Here is a 24,264-nt window from a genome sequence, read left to right on the forward strand (position 1 = left end):
GGGTGAAGAGATTGACACTAGCCATTATCGGCGGCGGGCCTGCCGGATATGCAGCTGCCGTGACTGCCGCGCGGAGGGGAGAAGAAGTCGTTCTGATCGACAAAGGGCCGCTTGGAGGCACTTGTCTCAATGAGGGATGCATCCCGACAAAGTCGCTTTTGGAAAGCGCGAATGTGCTCGATAAAATCAGGCATGCAAATACATTCGGCATCGAACTGCCGCAAAACATTACACTCAATTGGGCCCGCATGCAGGGGCGCAAACGGCAAATCGTCAGCCGGCTCGTGCAGGGAATTCAATACTTAATGAAAGCAAATCAGATTAAAGTCATCAGCGGGGCAGCTTCATTTCTCACAGAGCAGACATTGCTTGTTGAAGGAGAAGGAGGCGCAAAAGACATTCTGGAAGCGGATCGGATATTGATTGCATCCGGATCTGAACCGGCGGAGCTGCCGTTTGCCCCATTTGACGGCGATTGGGTGATCGACAGCAAAGATGCGCTTTCTTTACAGAAAATCCCTTCTTCTCTGCTTATTGTCGGGGGAGGTGTGATCGGCTGTGAATTTGCCTCTTTATTCAGCCGGTTTAAAACGAAAGTGACGGTGATTGAATCGGCTGACCGGCTGCTCCCGGCAGAAGACGGGGAAATCGCCGCCGTTTTCGAAGACTCTTTAAGAGACAGCGGGGCTGATATTCAGACAAAAGCCGCCCTTCAACGGATTGATAAAGAAAGGAAAACCGCCGTGTGGACAAAAGACGGCAAAGAAATTGAGGCGCAGGCTGATCACGTTTTGGTTGCAATCGGGAGAAAACCGCGTTTGCAAGAGCTGAATCTGGAGCAGGCCGGCATCCGGTATTCTCCGCGCGGCATTGAAGTCAATGACCATATGCAGACCAATGTGCCTCATATATACGCATGCGGCGATGCGGCCGGAGGAATGCAGCTCGCGCATGCCGCCATTCATGAAGGAATCACAGCCGCCGCGCATGCCACGGGAAAGGACAGCAAAGTCGATATGCGGGCGGTGCCCCGCTGTATTTATACATCGCCGGAAATGGCCGCTGTCGGGCTGACGGAAACACAGGCGAGAGAAACATACGGAGATGTGAAAATCGGAGAATGTTCATTTTCTGCTAACGGAAAAGCGTTAATTAAACATCAGCATGGCGGCAAAATGAAAATCATTGCCGAACCGGAATTCGGAGAAATCGTCGGCGTGTCAATGATCGGGCCGGACGTGACGGAATTGATCGGTCAGGCGGTCATGATGATGAACGGTGAAATGACGGCGGATATGTCGGAGCACTTTATCGCGGCGCATCCGACTCTGTCAGAAACGCTTCAGGAAGCCCTGCTGAATGTCACCGGACTTGCGGTGCATTCTGTATAACCGGAATACCCTTTCTCAGATGAGAAGGGGTATTTTTCGTTGAAAGCGCTTTATTTTTCCCCTACAATATATGAAAAGATGGTCTGAACAGGGGGGAGCGAATACAATGAATGTCATTCGGAATGATTTTAAAACCTGGAAGCGCTTTGTGAAAGAAGGCGTGCTTGATGAATCCCGTATTCAGAAGCGGGTGGCGGCCTCATGGCACCGCTGCAAAAAAGCCGACGTCAATCCTTATCTCGAAAAGGGGCCGAATGTAATGCCGGCAGATCATTTAGAAAGGCAGGCCGAAAAGCATGCGTTATTTTTAGCGGCCTCAACGCCGTATGCAGAAAGAATGAAAACGGCAATGCGGGAAATGGAAATGATGGTTCTCCTGATTGATTCAGACGGCGTTGTGCATTCAGTTGACGGCCACCCGCGCACCATTCATGAAGCGAACCGCATCAATTTCTTAAAAGGCGCCCGCTGGACGGAAACGGCCGTCGGCACGAATGCGATCGGGACGGCTCTTTATACAAATGAGCCGGTCATGATACACGGCTCTGAACATTATTCGCTCGCTTCTCATCAATGGAGCTGTTCCGCCGCGCCGATCCGTTATGAAGACGGACGGCTGGCGGGTGTCATTGATATTTCCTGCCCCGCCGCCCGCGCTCAGCCTTTTATGCTCGGAATTGCCTCCTCCATCGCTTATACGGCGGAACGGGAGCTTGCCCTAAAGATCAAAATGACAGAACTTGACATGATCAGCAAATTCGCCGGGCTTACCCGGTCTCACGATCCGATCGTGCTTTGCAATGAAATGAGCCGGGTTATCGCCGCAAGCCGTCCCGTTCAGCATTTTACCGGACATACGCTGCGCGAGCTTGAGGAACAGGGCTTTCACATCAAGCAGGCGAAGCGGGAGGAGAACGGCTTCTCGTGCATTTACTTATCCAAACGAGAAGAAAATCCGTCTTTTATATTCCATGGTGCGGCAGGCAAAAGCCCGTCATCCCGACATATGCTTCAGCAGCTGGAGCTTGTCGCCCGAACGGACGCAACCGTTTGTCTTACGGGAGAAACCGGGACGGGAAAGGAGGTTGCCGCCCGGGCGATTCATAACAACAGCTCCAGGAAAAACGGCCCGTTTATAGCCGTCAATTGCGGAGCGGTCCCCGAAAAGCTGATTGAAAGCGAACTGTTCGGCTACTCGGAAGGCGCCTTCACCGGGGCCAAACGGAAAGGACATAACGGCGCTTTGCAAAAAGCCGATAAAGGCACGCTTTTCCTCGATGAAATCGGAGAAATATCACACTCCATGCAGGTCGCTCTGTTACGGGTGCTGCAGGAACGGAAAGTCACCCCGGTCGGCGGGACAAAAGAGATTCCCGTCGACATCAGAATCATCACTGCCACCCACACTGATCTGAGACAGCTTGTCGAATGCAAAAAGCTGAGAGAAGATTTATTTTACCGGCTTCACGTCTGTCCGATCCATCTCCCTCCATTAAGAGAACGCACCGAAGACATTCCCGGACTCTTCCTTGAATTTCAGCGAAATCGCGGCTGGCGGGGGGAGCTTCCTGATGACTTTTTAGACCTATTAAAGAGCCGGAAATGGCCGGGGAATATCAGGGAATTGTTTAATGTATTTGAACGTCTTTCCGTCATGTTCCCGGACGGGCGGCTGTCAGGGCGCCCCATCGCAGCCCTGCTTGAAGCGTCAGGTCTTAAAGAGGCGGCCGAGTCTTATGAACAGGAAGAAGCGTCCCCCGTCTCCATCCGGGAGCACATTCAGAAAAACATCATCGTAAACGCGCTTGAATCGGCGAAGGGGAATGTCACGCTGGCCGCCAAAATGGCCGGAATCCCGCGGAGCACGTTTTACAAACGCCTCAAAAAATTCAAACTCACCGCCGGACAATTGTAAGAAACAAGCATACTTCTCTTGGCTGCCGGACACGTTATGTGTGAGGCCTAAAGGAGGTTTGAAACGTGAATACACAGCGTGCGAAAGACATTTCGGAATCCGCCGCCATGGCGTATGTGACATATGAAGGAGTCCCGATTTATATTCAGCATGTCAACGAAGACAAGGAAACAGCCAGAATTTTTCCGATCGGAAATCCGCAATTTGAGCAGGAAGTGCTGCTTTCTGATTTACAAGAGCATTTTTGAGAATGGGTCTGCTGATGACAGCAGGCCTCTTTCGTACCTGTGGGAACTTTCCCGCTTTTTGAGAAAAATAACTAAAAATGATTAAATGATCTAACTCCTCCAAACCCGGTACAGATCGGACCTTCTCATGATATAAATAAAATGTAAACGTTATCAGAGGAGGGCTTCACATGACAGACAAATCATTCTCAATCGTTATTGCAGGCGGCGGCAGCACATTTACCCCCGGAATTGTATTAATGCTTTTGAATCACCTGGAAGAGTTTCCGATCAGAAAGCTGAAACTTTATGACAATGATAAAGAAAGGCAGGAGCGGATTGCGGGTGCGTGTGAGGTATTCATAAAAGAAAAAGCGCCGGACATTGAATTTCTGGCGACTGATGACCCAGAGACGGCTTTTACGGATGTTGACTTCGTCATGGCGCATATCCGCGTCGGAAAATATGCGATGCGCGCGCTCGATGAACAAATCCCGCTGAAGTACGGCGTGGTCGGCCAGGAAACATGCGGGCCGGGCGGAATCGCATACGGCATGCGCTCTATCGGCGGTGTTCTGGAGATTCTTGATTATATGGAAACGTACTCGCCTGACGCATGGATGCTGAATTACTCCAATCCGGCGGCGATTGTGGCCGAAGCTACACGGCGCCTCAGACCGAATTCAAAAATATTGAACATCTGCGACATGCCGGTCGGAATTGAGGATCGCATGGCGAACATCCTCGGATTATCTTCACGGAAAGAAATGAACGTCCGTTACTACGGTTTGAACCACTTTGGCTGGTGGACGTCCATCACAGACCGGCATGGCAATGATTTAATGCCGAAGCTGAAAGAGCATGTCCGTGAATACGGCTACGTTCCGAAGACGGAGGTCGAACAGACTGAAGCAAGCTGGAATGACACATTCAAAAAAGCGCGCGACGTTCAGGCGGCTGATCCGGATACGCTTCCGAACACATATCTGCAATATTACTTATTCCCGGATGATATGGTGAAAAAATCAAACCCGAACCATACGAGAGCCAACGAAGTCATGGAAGGGCGCGAAGCTTTCATTTTCAGCCAATGCGATATGATTACGCGTGAACAATCATCGGAGAACAGTGAAATTAAAATTGATGATCATGCTTCCTATATCGTCGACCTTGCCCGGGCCATCGCTTACAACACAGGGGAGAGAATGCTGTTAATCGTTGAAAATAACGGCGCGATCGCAAACTTTGATCCGTCAGCCATGGTTGAGATTCCTTGTCTCGTAGGTTCAAACGGACCTGAACCGCTCTCAATCGGGAACATACCGCAATTTCAAAAAGGCCTGATGGAACAGCAGGTGTCTGTCGAAAAACTGACGGCTGAAGCGTGGGAAGAGCGGTCATTTCAAAAGCTGTGGCAGGCGCTGATTCTGTCAAAAACAGTGCCGAACGCCCGTGTGGCAAAACTGATTCTTGAAGACCTGATGGAGGCTAATAAGGACTACTGGCCTGAACTTGATGTAAGTCCGTCTCATATTTCTTGATGACAATCGTCCCCGTTTTCTTTATCTGTTATTCTATATAATAGAAAGAAAACGGGGGGATTTTTGGGATGAGTCTTGAAGAACTGGTTAACCAGCATTACGCGAAATTAAATGACAACGATTTTTATATTTTAAAATATATATTGAATCATAAACATACGTGCTACCATCTCGGTATCAATGACATGGCGAAAGCCTGCAATGTTTCTCGGTCTTCCATCCTGCGGCTCGCCCAAAAACTGGGCTTCAGCGGCTATAGTGAATTCCGGGTTTTTCTGAAATGGGAGGATCAGCCTGAAGAGGGCGAGAATATGACGTTTGAAAAGCTGCTGGATGATATTGAAGCCAATGTAAAATACGTGAAGTCAAAAGATATGACGGAGATGTGCCGGCTGATAGATGAAGCAAAACGGATTTTCGTTTACGGATCGGGGACGGCTCAGAGGGTGTGCGCCCGTGAGCTGCAGCGGATGTTTGTATCCCGGCGGAAGTATCTGATTTTAATTCAGGACATTATAGAGTTTGATATCATGTGTGATGATTTTAAGGTTGATGACGTATTCATCATTATTTCTTTATCCGGTGAAACACCCGAATTAATTCCGCAGGTAAGGACCCTGTCCGCAAAGGGAGTTCCGTTTATTTCAATCACCAATCTGAAAAACAACGTACTGGCGCAAACGACGCCGTATAATCTTTATGCGACCAGCAAGCCGGTGACGTTAAGCGATAAAACGGAAATCGTCGCATTTGCCCCGTTTTTTCTGGTGGGCGAAGCGTTATTCCGTGCATATGTTGATTATAAAGAGCTCGAAAATTTTGATAAATAGCGGGAGGTCACGTGAAATGATGCAAAAAGTCCAGCGCTTCGGCAGCGCGATGTTTGTGCCTGTTTTATTATTTGCATTTTCCGGTATTATTGTCGGTCTGAGTACGCTGTTTAAAAATAAAACGCTGATGGGGCCGCTGGCTGATCCTGACGGGCTTTGGTATCAATGCTGGTACGTCATTGAACAGGGCGGCTGGACCGTCTTTAATCAAATGCCGCTCCTGTTTGCGATCGGCATACCTGTCGCTTTAGCGAAAAAAGCGCAGGCACGGGCCTGCTTGGAAGCGCTTACAGTTTATCTGACATTCAATTACTTTATCAATGCGATTCTGACGGTTTGGGGCGGGGCTTTTCATGTCGATATGACTCAGGAAGCCGGCGGAACGAGCGGGCTGACGATGATCGCCGGCATCAAAACGCTTGATACGAATATTATCGGCGCCATCTTTATTTCATCTATTGTCGTGTATTTGCACAATCGTTATTTTGATAAAAAACTGCCGGATTTTCTGGGGATTTTTCAAGGATCTTCATACATCGTTATCATTTCTTTCTTCATTATGATACCGATTTCACTTGCGGTGGCATACGTATGGCCGATGGTTCAGTCCGGAATCGGATCGCTGCAAAGTTTTCTCGTTTCTTCCGGGGCGATCGGCGTGTGGATTTACACATTCCTGGAGCGGATTTTAATTCCGACCGGCCTGCATCATTTTATTTACTCACCGTTTGTTTACGGCCCGGCTGTGGCTGAAGGCGGTATCGTTACCTATTGGGCCCAGCATCTCGGGGAATACTCTCAAAGCGTCAAACCGCTGAAAGAATTGTTCCCGCAGGGGGGATTCGCGCTTCACGGCAACTCGAAAATCTTCGGCATTCCGGGAATCGCGCTCGCTTTTTACGTCACGGCTTCAAAGGAAAAGAAAAAAATCGTCGCCGGCCTTTTGATTCCGGTCACCTTAACGTCCATTGTCGCGGGAATTACAGAGCCGATTGAATTTACATTCCTTTTTATCTCGCCGTTTTTATTTGCAGTTCATGCTTTGCTTGCCGCTTCCATGGCAACCGTCATGTATATGGCCGGCGTAGTCGGAAATATGGGAGGCGGTTTGATCGAAGCTGCGACCTTGAACTGGATCCCGCTGGCGTCAAGCCACGGCTTGACGTATGTATACCAGATCATCATCGGGTTGTGTTTTACCGCTATTTACTTTTTCGTCTTCCGTTTCCTCATTCTCAAATTCAACATCGCCACACCGGGCAGAGAAAAAGAGGAAGGGCAGGAAACAAAGCTCTATTCGAAAAAGGAGTACAGAGAACGGAAGCAGGCTTCAAAAGAAACAGCGGCGGCAGACGAAACACAGCGGGATACAGCCGCTTTGTATATTGAAGCGCTGGGCGGAAAGGACAATATTACGGAGGTCACCAATTGCGCCACCCGTCTCCGTGTCACTGTCGCTGATGAATCAAAGGTCAAAAGTGACGCCGATTTCAGAGAGCTGGGAGCCCACGGAGTCGTCAGAAAAGGCAGGGCGCTTCAGGTCATTGTCGGATTAGGCGTTCCGCAAATGCGGGAGCGTGTCGAGAAAATATTGAACGGTTAAAATACTGCAGCAGCAGACTATGTGCAGAGCGCTTGTTTATCCAGCGCTCTTTTTTCTGTTTTGAAAAAATGTCTGAGTTTGTCATACCTTTGCCACCTGTACATGCAGGAGTGAAAACGAAATGACTTCTGCGGTATTTAAAATAGCAATTCAAAAATAGGAGGCAAGACAATGACAAACTATACGACTTTCTTAGGACTTTACAAACCCGATAAAGCTGAAGGGATTGAAGTTGAAAGCATTGCTCAAAACTTTGAAGCGATTGACAGCAAAATCGGTGCAGCCCTTAGTGATGGCACGTCAACTTATGAAAATTTAAACGAAAGACTTAACATGTATGAAAACAGGTTTGAACATGTTACAGAGCGGAACGTTATGGACTTTGGAGCTAAAGGTGACGGCGTAACAGATGATACGCAGGCATTTCATGATGCCATGGCCGACGGAGGTTATGTCGTAACAGTTCCCGCGGGTGTATTCAGAACATCGGGATTGTTCGTTCCGTCAAATACAATGCTTGTCGGAGCAGGCAAGAAAAGAACGGTCATTAAATTATTAGACGAAACACCGGTCGGCCATTCTGTTCTGACCAACAGTGATTATACGAACGGTAATGAAAATATTTACGTCGGCCATCTCACGCTTGACTGGAACAAAGATACGCGTCCTGCCGGCTGGAAGATTCCGAAAGGTCCCACTTCAAGCTGTTTGCTTTTTGCGAATGTTGACTATTCTTTTGTCGAGCATGTGTTTGCGAAGAACGCCGGCCTGCACGGCTTTGATTCCACGAGCCCGAACTATAACAGACATGGAGAAAAAGATGATCCAACTTATTATCAGCCCAACGGCTGTAACTTTGTAACGTTTTCACATTGTGAAGCAACAGGGTCCGGGGATGATAACTTTACTTGTCATTTTGGATTCCACACTACTTTCAGCCACTGTGTTTCCTATCACCCGATGGGAAATGGGAATGGCACGTCAAATTCAAATTGCTTTGAGATTGATGATGGTTCTCAAGATGTATTTGTAGATAGCTGTGTTGCAATTGGCGGTGCACGCGGCTTTGAAATTAAGGCGCATGACTATGCACCGGCGGCTAAACGAGTTCAACTGGCTAATTGCCGTGCTTACGAAAATGCGATCGGTTTTTGCATTAGACATATTGGCCATCATTTATCGGCTGAGCCGACATCAAAAACTGCCCATGATGTTCAATTAGTAAATTGTCAGGCAACAAATCCTAAACAAAATTCTATATATAAAGGCGTCGGAGCGAGTGCGTTGGTTGTTTCGGGCTATGATTCAGTTAATATAGTGAATTTCCAAGCTATTTGTGAAGATCGTTCATACGATTACAGCAATGACACGATCATTATGATTTATTACAAAGGGCGGTATGTCAATCTGAAGAATATCACGATCCGCGGGTTCCGCTCCGCTGCTCATGATCTGTATGTTCTTGGCGGAGAAAATGCGGTAGGAAAGTGCATGATTGACGGCGTTTTTCTAGTTGACGGCGGCACGACGGGGCTTGCTTTTGGCGGAGGCGTTGATAATTGTACAGTGAGCAATGTATACGGGCATAGATTGGGAGCCGGCAGCGGAACGGTCGGACTCTATTCTTCGGGTCCGGATCTGAATATATCAAATATTGATTTTCAAGGATATGAAACAACATTTCATGTAGGCGGTAAAAAAACACCGTATGAGTTGTTTAAACATAAAGGATCTTCTGTTATGGCATCTAAAGATTCCCATGTTACAGGAACTAATGGCTTTGTCGTCGGTTCTGTCCGGGGACAGGCTGCAGGAGGTTCTCAATCTGGAGTAATCGGTTCATATAATACGATTAACCCAAATGCGAACTCAACTGTATGGGGCTGGGGTTCCGGCAGCACTCCGTCATCAGCCAACAGAAAGATTGAGCTTCACGCAAAAGAAGGAACAATTAAGGCTGCGGGAGGCGTAACAGGTTCCTCGACATTCTCTGACTACGCCGAGTATTTTGAAAGCCTGAGAGGGGAAAAGATTCCGACGGGAACACTTGTCACACTTGAAGGTGATAAGATCAGGCAGGCTGAAAAAGGTGACCTCATGCTTGGGGTCATTTCCGAGACCGCCGGAGTGATTCTTGGTGAGTCGAGTTTTCACTGGTCGGGACGATACGTAAAGAATGAATTTGGCGGCTATGTTTATGAAGAACAGAAAGATGCGAACGGCCATACGGTCATGGCGCCAAAGGAAAATCCGGACTTTCGGCCTGAAGAAGACTACGCTTCAAGAGAAGAGAGAGACGAGTGGAACATTGTCGGACTCATCGGCCAGGTATATGTCAGATGCGATGAGACTGTGAAAGCGGGAGATTTTATTCACGCTCATAACGGGATTGCAACAAAATCTGATGCTCCAAAACAGCGTTGGCAGGTCATGAAAGTGATCAATGAGTTTGATGCTGATAAAGGATTCGGGGTCGCTCTCGTTTTTATTCGTTAAATGAAATGACACGGTATGAATGATCATCTGACTAGCGGACGTCTTTTAAAGGCTCCGCTAGTCATTTTAAAATAAAAGGCTCCGGTTCAGGAGCTGGTAAAAAGAAAAGGTAAGACAGCCTCCATATATCTGCACCCCTCATTCCCTCAATTTTTATCCTCAATGATTTCCGTTTTTTTACACAAAGTACATAATAAAAGTGCGGTTTCAAGGGTTAATCCTTTATTCATTTAAGACAAACAAATAAAATAAATATACATACATATTGAACAAAGGATTTGGAGGCTTACACATGTCAAAGGCTTTATCATATGTAAAACCGTATTCTCTTTTGGCGGGAATCGCTCTGTTTTTCATGCTCATCGAGCTTGCGGTAGAGCTGATACAGCCCCTGCTGATCGGGAAAATCATTGACGAAGGAATTTTAAAGCAGGATCTCGGTACGGTTTGGCTGTGGGGCGGCGTGATGATCGGACTGACCGCTGTTTCATTCGCATCGGGCATTTTAAATTCATTCTACTCCGCCCACATCAGCCAGAGCTATGCGTATGATACGCGAAAAGGGATTTTTCAAAAAATTCAATCCTTCTCTTATTCGACGTTTGCGCAATTCTCATCCACATCGTTTATCACCCGGCTGACAAACGATGTGACACAGGTCCAAAATATGCTTTTCATGAGTCTCCGGTTTATGCTTCGTGCGCCGTTAATGATCGCGGGCGGCATTATTCTCTCGCTGACCGTCAATGCGAAACTCGGGTTTTTTCTGCTGATCACGGTGCCGATTTTGCTTTTGTTTTTGCTGTGGGTGCTGAAAAGAGGCGGCGCGCTGTTTCGGTCTGTGCAAAAGCGGCTTGATCAGGTCAACACGATCATGCAGGAAAACCTGACGGCGATCAAACTGATTAAAGCGCTCCTCCGTGCAAACCACGAAGTGAAACGTTTTTTGAAATCGAATACGAAGCTGATGGAAAAAACGGTCTCCGCTTTTCGTCTCGTGGAAGCGGCGATGCCGATTTTAATGCTGCTGATGAACATTTGCATTTTGTTTATCTTATGGTTCGGCGCCAAAAGCATTGCTCAGGGCGGAGCGCAGGTCGGCGATGTCGTTTCCGTCATTAACTATGCGACGCGGATTACAGGCGCGCTGTCCGTCCTTCCTTTTCTCATCATGGTATTTTCCCGGGCGAAGGCTTCCGGGGAAAGAATCGGCGAGGTGCTGGAAACAGAAGGCGGCGAGGGAACGGGGCAGGACCCGGCACGGGCGCTTGCAGGCGCGATTGAGTTTCGCGAAGTGTCCTTCCGCTATCCGGGCATGGAAAAAGACGCGCTGCATCACGTGTCCTTTTCTGCCAGCCCGAAAGAAACGATTGCCATTATGGGCGCGACAGGTTCAGGGAAATCAACGCTTTTTCAGCTGATTCCGCGCCTGTACACGGCTGATTCGGGCAGTATTTTCATAGACGGCAAACCGATCGGTGAATTCTCCGCTTGCGGCCTGCGCAGGGAAATCGGCTATGTTCCGCAGGAAGTGCTTCTGTTTTCGGGCACAATCCGTGAAAATATCGCCTGGGGGCGGGAGGATGCTTCACTAGATGAAGTAATGGAAGCGGCCAAAGACGCGCAAATCCATGAAACGATTATGAAGCTGTCAAACGGATACGACACGGTGCTGGGGCAGCGGGGCGTCAATTTGTCAGGCGGGCAGAAGCAGCGGATTTCCATCGCGCGCGCTTTTATCAGAAAGCCGTCCCTCCTGCTGTTAGATGACAGTACGAGCGCGCTCGATCTTCAGACGGAAGCGAAGCTTTTACAAGCGATCAGATCCTATGAATGCACGACACTGATTATTACGCAGAAAATAACGACTGCGATGAAGGCTGACACCATCTTATTGCTTGAAGACGGCGAACTGCTGGCCAAAGGCACGCACAAAGAGCTGATGGCACAGTCTCATCTGTACCGGCAGATTTATGAATCACAATTCGGAAAGGAGGGAGCTGACAATGCAAAAAGACATTCGTAAACCTTTCCGATATCCGAAAATACCGCTCAAATCAAATGAAGGCGGCAGAAAACGCGCGAAAGCAAAAGATACAAAAGGCACGCTGCGCAGAATCTGGTCTTATGTAGCCGAGAAAAAAGGGCTTTTAACCCTTGTGATCATCATGGTAGTCATAAGCGCCATATTCGGCCTGCTCGGACCGTTCGTCATCGGGAAAGCGATTGATCATTTTATCGTCGGACAGACGACAGACGGATTGGCGGGGGTGCTGTTCATCCTGTTTGGGATTTACCTCGTGCAATCATTGTCCTTATGGTTTCAAAACTATTGGATGATCAATATCTCGCAAAGCACCGTGTTTAAAATGCGGAGCGAGCTGTTTACCCATCTGCATGAGCTGCCGATTCCGTTTTTTGATAAACAGCGGCTCGGGGACTTGATGAGCCGGGTCACCAATGATATCGAAAATGTCAGCTCCACTTTAAATACATCCGTCATTCAAGTACTGTCGAGCGTCATTACATTCGTCGGCACAATCGCCGTCATGCTGTACATGAGTCCGCTTTTAACATTGATCACGCTTTTGATTATTCCGATCATGCTTTTGAGCATTAAATGGATTACCAACCGGACGGGACTGCTGTTTAAACAGCAGCAGAAAAACCTCGGCGAGCTGAACGGTTTTATTGAAGAGTCGATATCAGGGGCGAAAGTCATTAAAGCCTATTCGAGGGAAGACCGCGTCATGGAACAATTTTTAGAAAAAAACGCGGCGTTACAATCATCGGGTTTTTGGGCGCAGACAATTTCGGGATTCATTCCGAAAGTCATGAACTCTTTAAACAATTTAAGCTTTACGATTATAGCGGCGGTCGGCGGGCTGTTTGCGCTGAAGGGATGGATCTCGATCGGTGCCATCGTCGTATTCGCCGAATACTCGCGGCAGTTCACGCGCCCTTTAAATGATTTAGCCAATCAGTTCAATACGATGTTATCGGCCATCGCCGGGGCTGAACGGGTGTTTGACGTGCTGGATGAAAAAGAGGAGCGGGAAGATGAAGAGCATGCGCTGTACCAGCCGATCAAAACGGGAGAAATTGAATTCCGAGGTGTCTCCTTCGGCTATCAGGAAGACAGCCTGATCTTAAAACACCTGTCCTTCAGTGTTCCGAAAGGACAGTCAATCGCCTTCGTCGGACCGACCGGAGCGGGTAAAACAACCGTTACGAGTCTGATCGCCCGTTTTTACGAGCCGAATAACGGGAAAATTCTCATTGACGGAACGGACATCAAAAAACTGACGAGATCCAGTCTGAGAAAAAACATGGGGTTTGTCCTGCAGGATTCCTTTCTCTTTCAGGGCACCATCAGGGAAAATATCCGTTACGGCCGTCTGGACGCATCTGATCAAGAGGTGGAGGCAGCCGCAAAAGCCGCCAATGCCCACGGATTCATCGAACGGCTCCCGAAAGGCTACGATACCGTCCTTACCCAAAACGGCGCGGGCATCAGCCAAGGACAAAAACAGCTTATTTCCATCGCGAGAGCTGTGCTGGCGGACCCGGTGCTGCTCATTTTGGATGAAGCGACGAGCAACATTGATACGGTGACGGAAGTGAAAATACAAGAAGCGCTCGGCCGTTTAATGGCGGGCAGAACAAGCGTCATCATCGCTCACAGGCTGAACACGATTCAAAAAGCCGATCAGATTCTTGTACTGAAAGACGGCGAAATGGCTGAAAAAGGAACCCATGCCGAACTTCTCAGCCAGAACGGGTTTTACCAAGAATTATATGAAAGCCAGTTCCGGGAATCATAGATAGGGAAAAAGACCTCCGACAGAGTGCGGAGGTCTTTTTTTCGCGAAGGCAAATAGTACTTTTAAGTTATTTTCGTTAAATGTAACAAAATTACTTGACGTAAATAAGTTATGTATATATACTAGCTTACATAAAGTAAGTGATAATAATTTTCAAGGAGGATTTTATGAATAAATCATTCGAAACAGGAACACTGCTTTTAAGGGTTGTAACAGGTATTATCTTTTTTGTTCACGGTTTATCCAAGTTTCAAGGGTTGGAAGGAACTACGCAATTTTTCCAGAGCATCGGGATTCCGGCCTTTATGGTCTATGTCATCGCGACGATTGAGCTTGTCGGCGGGGTTCTGATCTTTTTCGGCTTGGCAACGCGCATTATCGGCGTTCTGTTTGCCGTCACATTAGTGGGCGCCATCTTCACGGCGAAGCTTTCCTCACCATTTATGGGCGGATCGGAATTTGATTTCATCTTACTGGTTGCGTCAATTCACTTAGCGCTTTCAGGAAGCCGTCTGCTTTCATTGGATCAGCTCCTTTTCAAATCAAAAAAGGGAGAAACTTTTTCAGCATAAGAAAGAAGGCGTTCAAATGACCGGCATTCATCAAGATACGGCAATCGGTTATGTCAAATTGACCATTAAAAATATGGAACGCTCGCTCGACTTTTACCGGAATGTAATCGGCTTTCAAGTCATCTCGCAGACAGATCGTTCAGCAAGACTGTCAGCAGACGGAAAACGCGTCCTGCTGGTGCTTGAAGAAAATCCAAGCGCCGTCGTTCTGCCGGAGCGGTCTGTCACCGGCCTGTACCATTTCGCGATCCTTCTGCCTGACCGGAAAGAACTCGGCATCGCATTGGCCAGGCTGATTGAAAACGGCATCGCGCTCGGTCAGGGGGATCACGCGGTCAGTGAGGCTCTTTACCTGTCTGATCCGGACGGCAACGGTATTGAAATATACGCCGATCGTCCCCGCAGCACGTGGCGCCGGGATGCAGAGGGCAATTATGTCATGCAAACGGCGCCCGTCGATGTGGACGGGCTTTTGGAAGAAGCCGGAGCTGAACGGAAAAGCCGTCTCCCAGAAGGAACTGTTATCGGCCACATCCATCTTCATGTGACGGACTTACAGGAAGCCAAAGCGTTTTACACCGATATTCTCGGTTTTGACATTGTCGGCAATTACGCGGGCATGTCCGCTCTGTTTGTTTCGGCGGGAGGGTATCACCATCACATCGGTCTGAATATATGGGCCGGAAAACATGCGCCGCCGAAACCGGGAAATGCAAGCGGGCTGGATTATTACACCATCGCGCTGCCGCATCAAAAAGAGCTGTCACGTGTGACAAAAGCGCTGACCGATGCCGGCTTTGAGATCGAAGAAAAAGAAGAGGGCGTATTCGTCAAAGACCCTGTATCAGGGGCGGATATCGCATTTACACTGTAAGAAACACCCTTGCCGTCTAACCGGCAAGGGTTTTTATTTTTCTGAAGTTTTCTTGAAAAGGCTCGGGAAAGAACGTCTGTGACTGAAGAGAGCGAACATCTCAGTGAGGCGCAAAAATGACGCGGAGAGCCCGCCATCGCCGGCTCGAGCTCAGGGCATCCGCTGGATTGAAAACTGTATCCGTTCAGCAGATCGGGGTGCTGTATGGGCAGACTTTGAATAGAAAAAGGGAAAAGCCGCATCCGGACACAAGATGCGGCTTTTCACACAATTTACAATTGTGTGAAAAATGTCCAAAACAATTGCGCTTCCTGATTCTTCCTGATATGATAAGCCGAAAAAGGAGAACCTGAACAAATGAACTCAAATGCAGCACAGACGGAACAGTCTATGAAGCATAACGGAAACCGGGTGACGGTCAAGGACTTTATCATTCTTGCCAAACCGGGGATTATCATCTCAAATTCACTCGCCGCATTGGGCGGATTTTGGATCGCGTGGCTTCAGTCGGAAAGGACGGGCGGAGGGTCCGGTATATTTGCCGCCATGGCGGTTGCTATGATCGGAACGGCGTTAGTCATGGCATCAAGCACTGTTTTTAATAACTTCTTTGACCGCGGCATGGACGCAAAAATGGCGCGAACCCGCACCCGCGCAAGCGTCACGGGGAGAATACCGCCGCCGGCCATGATCCTGTACGGCACATGTCTCGGCGCATGCGGATTCATCATGCTTGCTTCGCTAAATGTACTGACCGCCGTTCTTGGGCTGCTTGCATTTTTGCTGTATGCCGTCGTTTATACGCTTTGGTTTAAAAGACAATCCGTCTGGAGCACATTTGTCGGCAGCTTTCCGGGGGCGGCTCCGCCTTTAATCGGTTATTGCGCGCTCACCGGGTACATTGATATGCCCGCAATTTTGTTATACGCGATTATGTTTTTGTGGCAGCCGCCGCATTTCTGGGCGATCGGAATCAGGCGAAAGGAAGAGTATCGTGCCGCCGGCATTCCGCTTTTGCCGATCATAAAAGGCAATCGCGTCACAAAAATAAAAATGCTGCGCTATATCGCCGTTCTGACTGCGGTTTCGCTGCTCGTTCCTCTTTATATAGACGTCAGCCCGTTTTATACCGCGTCCGCTCTCCTGCTCGGGGCCATCTGGCTGTACCGGAGCGTCAAAGGCTTTCAGGCGGCGGATGACACGCAATGGTCGAAGGGGATGTTTTTTTATTCGATTGTGTATTTCAGTCTGCTTTTTCTTATTTTAATGGCTGATTCGTTTATCAATGCGGTTCTCAGAACGTAAACAGGCGGCCTGCAGATACAGAGCCGCCCCGTTTTGTTTATGCTTTTTTGATGAGAGCCAAAATATCTTCAAGCCAGGAAATATAATTCCGTTCCCGCTCAAGCGCTTTTGTCAGCACGAGATAATGGCCGAAATCAGGAGAAGAAAATGAATCCGCCTCCGCGGACGATGTCATCAGTTCTTGATAACTGTTTTCCAGATCGGACAATTTCTCCTGCCGCTTTACGAGCTGGTCGGTGAATAGCTCATCCGCTTCTTCCTGCGTCAAAGCTGAGATGAAATAAGCCTTCAGCATAAATTCATCCTTCACCGTTTCCGGAATCGGGTCTTTTTTCGTCAGCCAGGCAGCAAGCTCCAGCTCTCCCTTGTCAGTCAGTGTGTACATTTTTTTCTCAAGCTTCGTTCCTTGAATCGCAGTGCGAAACGTAATAAATCCCTCAGCCGTCAGTTTTTTTAATTCCGGATAAATCTGGCTGTGCTTTGCGCTCCAAAACTGGCCGAGCTCTTCCTTAAAATAGCTCGATATATCATATCCGCTCAATTCGCCTTTTCGCAAAAGCCCTAAAATCGCGTACTTTAAAATTCTCATGTTGTCCTCCAAGCCCATTCATTTGACAGCTAGTATACCATACCGCCGCTCAAAAACGCAGAAGTGCCGGATGCTTGTCATTGAATCTGCGGCGGCAAAATCAGCGAAAATATGCAGAAAGGGGTTATCGAAACGGCAGCAGTACCGGAAAAAGCCTTTCTCATGTCTTTGCCTCATTCATATGACATCATGATATAATCATTGTAAAAATTAATAAATATTGGGAGGGACATATGAAGACGGTGATTGTGTATGCAAACCCGGATGAGAACAGTTTCAATGCGGCTCTCGTAAAATACGTCGTCATGGCTTTAAAGGACAGCGGCCAAAGCTATACGGTCATTGACTTATACGCCGACCAATTTGATCCCGTGCTGAAGTACGGCGGCGAAAAAAAGCGCTCTGACATGAACCGGGACGCTGAAACGAAGAAATACCGGAAACTGATGAAAGAAGCGGATCATCTCATTTTCATCTACCCGCTGTGGTGGGGAGGCGTTCCGGCGATTATGAAAGGCTTTTTTGACAGAGTGCTTGTCGCCGGAGAAGCCTACACATATGAAAACGGCCGCGTAAAAGGACTGCTCCGGGCAGAGACGGCACAGGTCTTTTATACGGCGGATTCCCCGGGCTGGTACTTAAAGTGGTTCCGGAAAAACTCGGACTGGATTACGCTGAAAAAAGGCATTCTGCAATTTTGCGGCATTCAAAAAGCCGAGCGGAACCTTTTTTCTGTCGTCAAAACGAGCACACCCGAGCTGCGGGAAAAATGGCTGCGCCAAGCATACGCCAAAGTCCGGCGCGCTTGTGAAAAAGGAGCGGCCGCATGCAGATAAAAGAAATTTTCGTGATTCGCTGCCTGTCCTGTTTAAGTGTCGTTCTGCTTCACGTTGTTTCAATGGTGCTGATGATTCAGGAAGAGTCCTTAGCCAGTGCCGCCCATACGGTTGATGCTTTTCGGACCCTGTTGATGTTCAGCACGCCGGCGTTTATCTTTATTTCGGAATTTCTGCTTGCCAGGTCATACCCGGGAGGCGTTCCCGCTGGTTTTTTAAAGAAAAGGGGCAAAGTCATTTTCGTGCCGTTTCTGTTTATTGCCGCGGTGGATGCCATTTTAATGAAAAGCGTGGCGGAAGAAGGAGCCGGATTCGTTTCAGTGATCGGTAAATTTTTAGAAAATGTGTTTTTAGGAAACTTCATCGGCTACTTCATTCTTGTGATCTTTCAATTTTACATTCTCCATATGCTGCTGCACCGCTGGCTGAACAACACATCTCCCGTGTGGGTGCTGTCTGTTTCGTTTATCATCAACGCCGTCTATCTGGCTTACTTTTCCATCTTTCATCCGCCGGCATCATCGGGGCTTGATTCTATTTTTCCGTTCTTTTGGGTTCCGTTTCCGGGCTGGGTGTTTTATTTCTGTCTGGCATTTTATTGCGGAAAGGAATATCCGCGTTTTTTAGCGCTCATCAATCAGTACCGTTATGCGGTTTACTTCAGTGCGGCCGTATCGGCAATATTGATTGTGGCCGTTTCATATATCAGCGGCGGCTCCATTTCCTCTAAGCGTCCGGATATTATGATTTACGCGGTCAGTATGATCTTTCTGTGTTTTCATCTGTTTTCAAAGCTCAAAAAAGTGCCCGCGATTGTGATGATGATCAGCAACTATTCGTTTTCAATCTATCTGCTGCACTCCTACTTTTTAATCAGCGGATATCTTCTGGAAGGCTATTTGCGGTCAATGCCTTTGCCGGCTGCCATCCTTCTTTTATTTTTGATCTGCACGCTCGGTCCCATTTTCGTATCTTGGGTGTGCAACCATTTCAGATACGGATACCTGTTTGTCGGGAAAGTGTATCAGCCGAAGCAGACCAAAAGAAATACGGCGGCGCATCAAGGCCGCACAGTCTGAAAAAAAGGCGGCGTTTCGGCCGCCTTTTTGATACGGGTCCGATTTATCAGGCACGAGGACGGATAGTTGTACATCCTGCAAACACAGACCCCCGCCTGCGGCCGTTTTGACGGATGCATTTATGACAAAATAACGCCATCGATTTTCTCCCTTGTGAAGACCGATATAATGTATACTTATAGGAAATACTTTCAAAAAAAGTGAAAAAGAGAAAAACTGTGAGCTTGGATGAACGACTAAAAAGGAGCGGGGACATTATGAATGACTGTGTCAAAACATTCGGAGAACTTCCGGCCGAACTTTATTCCTTTGCGGGGGGAAAAGGAAGCATTCTCTCTAAAATGTATCAAAGCGGGTATCCTGTGCCTGAAGGGTTTGTGATTTTGCCGTCAGCCTTTCAGGACGGACAGCTCCGTCATCAGGCGAGAGAGGCTATTGATCAATATGTGAATTCCATCCGCAGCCGCCATGCATCTGCGTTGTTTGCCGTACGCTCATCCGCGCTGAGCGAGGATTCCGCTCAGGCTTCCTTTGCCGGAGAATTCGATACGGTGTTGAATGTCAAAACAGATCAAGACATGTCCAGGGCGATTGATGAAGTCCGCCGATCGGTACAGTCAGAAAGGGTAAAAGCGTACAGCGCCGTTCAGGGAATGGAAGATGAGCATGAAATCGCAATCGTCATCCAGCTGATGATACCGTCTGAGATATCCGGAGTGCTGTTTACCGCAGATCCGATTACGGGGAGCAGGCGGGAGATGACAGGCAATTACGTCTACGGTCTCGGGGATCAGCTCGTTTCCGGGGAAGCTGATGCCTATTCTTTTAAACTGGCACGGCCTAAGAAAAAATATGACGGCCCCGCAGAATTTCGCAAATATGCGTCAACGCTCTATAAACTGGCGAAAAAGCTGGAAAAAGATCTCGGAGGGCCGCAGGATATTGAATGGGCCGCCGCGGGCGGGACATTGTATATTCTTCAATCCCGCCCGATTACGACCTTACAAGCCGGAAATCTGGAAACCTATGAATGGAATGATTCTTTCAGCGGTGATTTTTTATGGACAAACACAAATATAGGAGAAGCGATTCCCGATGTGATGACGCCGCTGACATGGTCGCTCCTCCGGAATCTGGATGAAGAGTCGGGCATCATTCCGGGCTATTATGTCTGGTCCGGCAATATTTGCGGCAGAGCCTATAACAATATGAGCCAGCCTCTTTCCGTTCTCGCCGCTTTCGGTCTGAATCCGAAAGGCGGAAAAATAGGAAAAATGATGAGCGATACATTGGGAGAAATCCCGGCGGAAATGAAGATTCCTTTATATCCGTTCTCAAAGTATGAACTTTTGAAGATCATCTCGAAAAAACTGAAACCGTATCTGTCGAAAATGAAGCACGCGAAAAAAAACATGTCCTCCTATTTGGACGAATCGCCGGAGTGGTGCCGGAATATTGAGGAAAAGCTGAAACGTGCCGAAACGGAGCGGGCATTATTAGCGATATGGAACAATGAGATCTATCCGTATTTATGCAACGCGTGGTTTGCGTTAATATACGGCGGGCGTGATTCTGCGCAATCCTCTTCGTCGTTAACCTCTCAATTAACAAAACTCGCAGGAATAGAAGATGCGAATCTCCTGCTTTCCAATCTGAGGGGAAAAGGCGGACTGGCCAGCCTGGAGCCGATTATCGGCATTGATCAAGTCATAAAAGGCCGTATGAGCGAGGAAGAATATCTCAGGAACCAAGGCCACCGAGGCCCGCATGAATACGAACTTTCCATACCGCATCCGGGAGAAAACCGGGATTGGCTGACGAAGCAGATCAAAGAACACAAGGAGTCGGGTATTGATGCCGAACAACTGCTTTTGAAACAGCAGCGGGCGCATGAACAGGCCTTCCGAAGATTTGAAGAAAAGTTTCCTCATAAGGTCAAATGGCTCAAAGCCAAAATGGAAAAAGCGTCAGAATACGCGAATATTAGAGAAACAACCAGATCCGAATTTGTCAGGGTGTACCGGACAGCCAGAGCATTCGTGCTCAGAGCGGCGGAAATGACCGGCATGAAGGACGATATTTTCTTCTTGTATCTGCATGAAATAACCGATCTGCTCGCGGGGAAAGAGCCGGCGGTTGCGTCGATTCAAGCGAGAAAGCAAAACTATGAAACCTATAAAAAACTGCCGCCGTTCCCATCCGTTATTAACGGAAGATTCAATCCGTTTAAATGGGCTGAGGAGCCTGACAGAAGAGCGGATTATTACGATGCTTTTATGCCTGCGGAAACTGATGATGCGCATACTTTAAAAGGTTTCGCGGGAGCGGCCGGGAGAGTGGAGGGCATTGTCCGTGTCCTTGATGCTCCGGAAGACGGGGATTCTTTTGCGGCGGGGGAAATTTTAGTGACTTCGACAACCAATGTAGGCTGGACCCCGCTTTTTCCAAGAGCGGCTGCCATCATAACGGACGTCGGCGCCCCTTTGTCCCACGCGGCGATCGTCGCCCGGGAACTTGGGATTCCTGCCGTTGTAGGGTGCGGAAATGCAACGTCAAAACTGAAAACGGGGGACAGGGTGGCCGTTGACGGCGGGCAAGGCATCGTCCAGCTGGAACCGCGGCAGACTCCGGCCACTTCTGAAGAGGAAAATGGTAAACTGATAGAATAAAATCATGGGAAAGGAGCCGCGCATGAATAAAGCAGTTATTAACGGGGAGCAAATCAGAAGTATGAGCGACCTGCATCAGACATTGAAAAAGGAACTTGCTCTTCCTGAATACTACGGTGAAAACCTTGACGCTTTATGGGATTGTCTGACCGGCTGGGTGGAATACCCCCTCGTTTTAGAATGGAGCCAGTTTGAACAAAGCAAGCAGCTTACAGAAAATGGCGCCGAGAGTGTGCTTCAGGTCTTTCGTGAAGCGAAAGCGGAAGGCTGCGACATCACCATCATACTTTCATAATACGATCAGCGGGAGAGAGACAGATATGGAAAAACAAACCCTCAACTATCCGATTGGAGAATATCAGCCGGCTGAATCGATTTCGGCCCGGCAGAAACAAGAATGGATCAATGCGCTGGAGCACGCTCCGGCCAAACTGAAACAAGCTGTCAGAGCGATGTCGGACAGTCAGCTTGATACGCCGTACCGCGAAGGGGGATGGACTGTCCGCCAAGTGGTTCACCATCTGGCGGACAGCCACATGAACGGCTATAGCCGGTTTAAATTGAGCATAACGGAGAATGAACCGGAAATCCGCCCTTATGATGAAAAAGGCTGGGCCGATCTTCATGATTCCAAAACCGCCGCTTGCGGGGATGCGCTTGAGCTGTTAACGATCCTGCACAGAAGATGGGCCGCTCTTTTGCGCTCCATGACGGAAGCCCAATTCAAACGGACATACTTCCATCCTGTATCTAAAGAGACGGTTACGCTGGAACAAGCGCTCGGACTATATGTCTGGCACTCTGAACATCACATCGCCCATATTACTGAGCTTTCCCGGCGGATGGGCTGGCATCTGTCTTAGAGGATGCCGGCTTCCGGAAAAACGCCAAAACAGCCGCAGACACAATCGTGCATAATGAAATGACGGCGGCTGCCGTATAAAGATGGTGGTAGCCGCTGGAAATGCCCGCTTCAATCGCATCAGAAACCGCTTTTTTGACGGCGGGAACGGGGATTCGGCTTACCTGCTCCTGCAACGAAGAAAGTCCGCCGCCGATATCGGGCGTTTGCGCCTGATCAGCGGGAATGCCGCTTTTCGCTAAACGGTTTTTGATGTCATCTCCGATCCGGTCAAAGCCCGCTGTAATGAAGCCGGCATATAAAGCCGGAGCGAGCGTCAGCCCGACCTGCCTTACGAGTGACAGCGTGCCGAGCGCTGTTCCTTTGTTTTGGCCCGCCGTTTCTGATACAAGCACATTCAGCGGAGCCCCGAGCAGAAATCCGAAACCGATCCCCGCAATGACACTCGCTATGACAAATTCCCATTTATCCGTCACCCATAACGGAAACAGGCTGAAGCCGACAAATGCGATGGCGCCTGATACAACCGCGGAAAAGACCGGCCCTTTTTTATCCGTGATCGCCCCGCCGAGCCACGCTCCGATGCCTGACGCCAACGCGAGCGGCGTCATCCAATAACCCGCTTTCTCCGCCGATACGTGCAAATATTGCTCCGCATAAGAAGGAATAAAAATGACCGCAGCGAGCAGCCCTCCCGATAAAAATCCGATGACGAGTGTCCATTGAAACACTTTATTTTGCAGCAGCGAGTAGGCGAGAATCGGATCGCCCCCTCGGTTTTCAACCCGCTTTTCGACCTTAAGCAGCACCAGAAAGAGAAGTGCCGATCCCAAAAGATACCCGTACACCTTTACGTCCATTATGCTTTCTGACAGCTTCGCCCCATTGAGATTCGTAATACCGATCATGCAAGATAAGATCGCAAGAGACAGCAGCATTGTGCCGGCGAGGTCAAGCCGTTTCGCCCCAGGCTCTTTCGTTTCAGCGATAAACAAACCGCCGCACACAACCAAAGCGGCGGCAATCGGCAGGTTAATTAAGAACAGCCAATGCCACGACCCGGTTACATCAAGCAAAAAGCTCCCGATATTCGGTCCGAGGACGGCCGCCATACCGTTCATCGCCCCTAAAAGCCCGAGAGCTTTCCCCTGTTTCTCCTTCGGAAGCACGGCCAGCACATGCGAACTCCCGATTATAAAAATTCCGCCGCCGCCAAGCGCCTGAATGAGCCGTGCCGCCAAAAACATCGGGAAGCTCTGACTGAGTGCGACAAGCAAAGAGCCGAGTCCGAACAGCCCGACTTCAATCATAAACAGCTTTTTCCGCCCGTATCGGTCCGACAGCTTGCCGACAATCGGCACACTGACACTGAGTCCCAATGTGTAAAGGGTCACTCCCCACGATCCCCATGAAGGAGAAACATCAAAAGAGCTGTTAATCGTCGTCAGAGCAGCGGAAATAATTCCGTTGTCCAGCGCCGCCATGAACACACCGATCGTAAAGAGAGTGATGGCCCGGCGCTGGTTTTTTTCTGTTTGCAAAGGCTCCGGCATACTGATCAATCCTTCCGTTTTTAATTCACTTCAAATATATTATTCACTTTGAGTGAATTAAATGTCAAACAAAAAAAGGCCGCCGATACCGGCAGGCC

19 protein-coding genes are annotated in these 24,264 nt (G+C 48.7%); 17 read left to right on the plus strand and 2 right to left on the minus strand.

The window, feature by feature from the left end; genetic code table 11:
• The first annotated feature begins 11 nt into the window (after positions 1 to 11).
• From lpdA to cyoE, 12 genes are all read left to right on the plus strand, one after another.
• On the plus strand, positions 12 to 1,391 hold the full coding sequence (gene lpdA, locus J6600_RS04125; RefSeq protein WP_209388014.1) for a dihydrolipoyl dehydrogenase: 1,380 nt from the start codon (positions 12 to 14) through the stop codon (positions 1,389 to 1,391).
• A 106-nt stretch (positions 1,392 to 1,497) separates the two neighbouring features.
• Positions 1,498 to 3,306, plus strand: coding sequence for a sigma-54-dependent Fis family transcriptional regulator (locus tag J6600_RS04130; protein ID WP_209388015.1), 1,809 nt, complete (start codon positions 1,498 to 1,500; stop codon positions 3,304 to 3,306).
• A gap of 65 nt (positions 3,307 to 3,371) precedes the next feature.
• The gene (locus J6600_RS04135) at positions 3,372 to 3,554 is read left to right on the plus strand and encodes an H-type small acid-soluble spore protein (RefSeq protein WP_003155535.1); all 183 of its coding nucleotides are present in this window, start codon (positions 3,372 to 3,374) and stop codon (positions 3,552 to 3,554) included.
• A gap of 170 nt (positions 3,555 to 3,724) precedes the next feature.
• On the plus strand, positions 3,725 to 5,074 hold the full coding sequence (gene glvA, locus J6600_RS04140) for a maltose-6'-phosphate glucosidase (protein ID WP_053285216.1): 1,350 nt from the start codon (positions 3,725 to 3,727) through the stop codon (positions 5,072 to 5,074).
• Between the two features lie 68 nt (positions 5,075 to 5,142).
• Positions 5,143 to 5,904: a MurR/RpiR family transcriptional regulator gene (locus J6600_RS04145; protein WP_014417219.1), complete on the plus strand. Its 762-nt coding sequence runs from the start codon at positions 5,143 to 5,145 to the stop codon at positions 5,902 to 5,904.
• 16 nt (positions 5,905 to 5,920) lie between these two features.
• On the plus strand, positions 5,921 to 7,507 hold the full coding sequence (locus J6600_RS04150) for an alpha-glucoside-specific PTS transporter subunit IIBC (protein WP_109566792.1): 1,587 nt from the start codon (positions 5,921 to 5,923) through the stop codon (positions 7,505 to 7,507).
• 171 nt (positions 7,508 to 7,678) lie between these two features.
• Positions 7,679 to 10,003 carry a peptidase G2 autoproteolytic cleavage domain-containing protein gene (locus tag J6600_RS04155; protein WP_209388016.1) on the plus strand — a complete coding sequence of 775 codons (2,325 nt, stop codon included), beginning with the start codon at positions 7,679 to 7,681 and terminating at the stop codon, positions 10,001 to 10,003.
• Between the two features lie 292 nt (positions 10,004 to 10,295).
• Positions 10,296 to 12,029: an ABC transporter ATP-binding protein gene (locus J6600_RS04160; protein ID WP_209388017.1), complete on the plus strand. Its 1,734-nt coding sequence runs from the start codon at positions 10,296 to 10,298 to the stop codon at positions 12,027 to 12,029.
• A complete protein-coding gene (locus J6600_RS04165) occupies positions 12,010 to 13,827 on the plus strand; it encodes an ABC transporter ATP-binding protein (protein ID WP_129091739.1) in 1,818 nt (605 codons plus the stop codon). Before J6600_RS04160 ends, J6600_RS04165 begins: the two co-directional genes overlap by 20 nt.
• A gap of 167 nt (positions 13,828 to 13,994) precedes the next feature.
• Positions 13,995 to 14,399: a DoxX family oxidoreductase CatD gene (locus J6600_RS04170; RefSeq protein ID WP_007408534.1), complete on the plus strand. Its 405-nt coding sequence runs from the start codon at positions 13,995 to 13,997 to the stop codon at positions 14,397 to 14,399.
• Positions 14,400 to 14,415: 16 nt separating this feature from the next.
• Positions 14,416 to 15,273 carry a catechol 2,3-dioxygenase gene (catE, locus tag J6600_RS04175; protein ID WP_014417223.1) on the plus strand — a complete coding sequence of 286 codons (858 nt, stop codon included), beginning with the start codon at positions 14,416 to 14,418 and terminating at the stop codon, positions 15,271 to 15,273.
• 357 nt (positions 15,274 to 15,630) lie between these two features.
• Positions 15,631 to 16,578 (plus strand): heme o synthase, encoded by a 948-nt coding sequence (gene cyoE / locus J6600_RS04180; protein ID WP_209388018.1) that lies wholly within the window; start codon positions 15,631 to 15,633, stop codon positions 16,576 to 16,578.
• 37 nt (positions 16,579 to 16,615) lie between these two features.
• Here the strand turns inward: cyoE and J6600_RS04185 are convergent, their stop codons facing one another.
• Entirely contained in the window at positions 16,616 to 17,167 is a 552-nt protein-coding gene (locus J6600_RS04185) for a PadR family transcriptional regulator (protein ID WP_014304649.1), read from the minus strand.
• Between the two features lie 233 nt (positions 17,168 to 17,400).
• Here J6600_RS04185 and J6600_RS04190 point away from each other — a divergent pair, with 233 nt between their 5' ends.
• The 5 genes from J6600_RS04190 (at position 17,401) to bstA (ending at position 22,614) form a co-directional block, all read left to right on the plus strand.
• Complete coding sequence (locus J6600_RS04190; RefSeq protein WP_007408540.1) at positions 17,401 to 18,003, plus strand: NAD(P)H-dependent oxidoreductase; 603 nt, start codon at positions 17,401 to 17,403, stop codon at positions 18,001 to 18,003.
• Positions 17,994 to 19,082, plus strand: coding sequence for an acyltransferase family protein (locus tag J6600_RS04195; protein WP_063636903.1), 1,089 nt, complete (start codon positions 17,994 to 17,996; stop codon positions 19,080 to 19,082). The genes J6600_RS04190 and J6600_RS04195 overlap by 10 nt, the downstream gene beginning before the upstream one ends.
• Before the next feature lie 257 nt (positions 19,083 to 19,339).
• The gene (locus tag J6600_RS04200) at positions 19,340 to 21,751 is read left to right on the plus strand and encodes a PEP/pyruvate-binding domain-containing protein (protein WP_209388019.1); all 2,412 of its coding nucleotides are present in this window, start codon (positions 19,340 to 19,342) and stop codon (positions 21,749 to 21,751) included.
• A gap of 22 nt (positions 21,752 to 21,773) precedes the next feature.
• Positions 21,774 to 22,046, plus strand: coding sequence for a ribonuclease inhibitor Barstar (locus J6600_RS04205; RefSeq protein ID WP_029973990.1), 273 nt, complete (start codon positions 21,774 to 21,776; stop codon positions 22,044 to 22,046).
• Positions 22,047 to 22,071: 25 nt separating this feature from the next.
• The gene (gene bstA / locus J6600_RS04210) at positions 22,072 to 22,614 is read left to right on the plus strand and encodes a bacillithiol transferase BstA (RefSeq protein WP_209388020.1); all 543 of its coding nucleotides are present in this window, start codon (positions 22,072 to 22,074) and stop codon (positions 22,612 to 22,614) included.
• Here bstA and J6600_RS04215 read toward each other — a convergent pair.
• Positions 22,574 to 24,166, minus strand: coding sequence for an MFS transporter (locus J6600_RS04215; protein ID WP_094296495.1), 1,593 nt, complete (start codon positions 24,164 to 24,166; stop codon positions 22,574 to 22,576). The genes bstA and J6600_RS04215 overlap by 41 nt on opposite strands.
• Between the last annotated feature and the right edge of the window lie 98 nt (positions 24,167 to 24,264).

Origin of the sequence: Bacillus sp. LJBV19 (genome assembly GCF_017797845.1) — a bacterium.
Classification (GTDB): domain Bacteria; phylum Bacillota; class Bacilli; order Bacillales; family Bacillaceae; genus Bacillus; species Bacillus velezensis.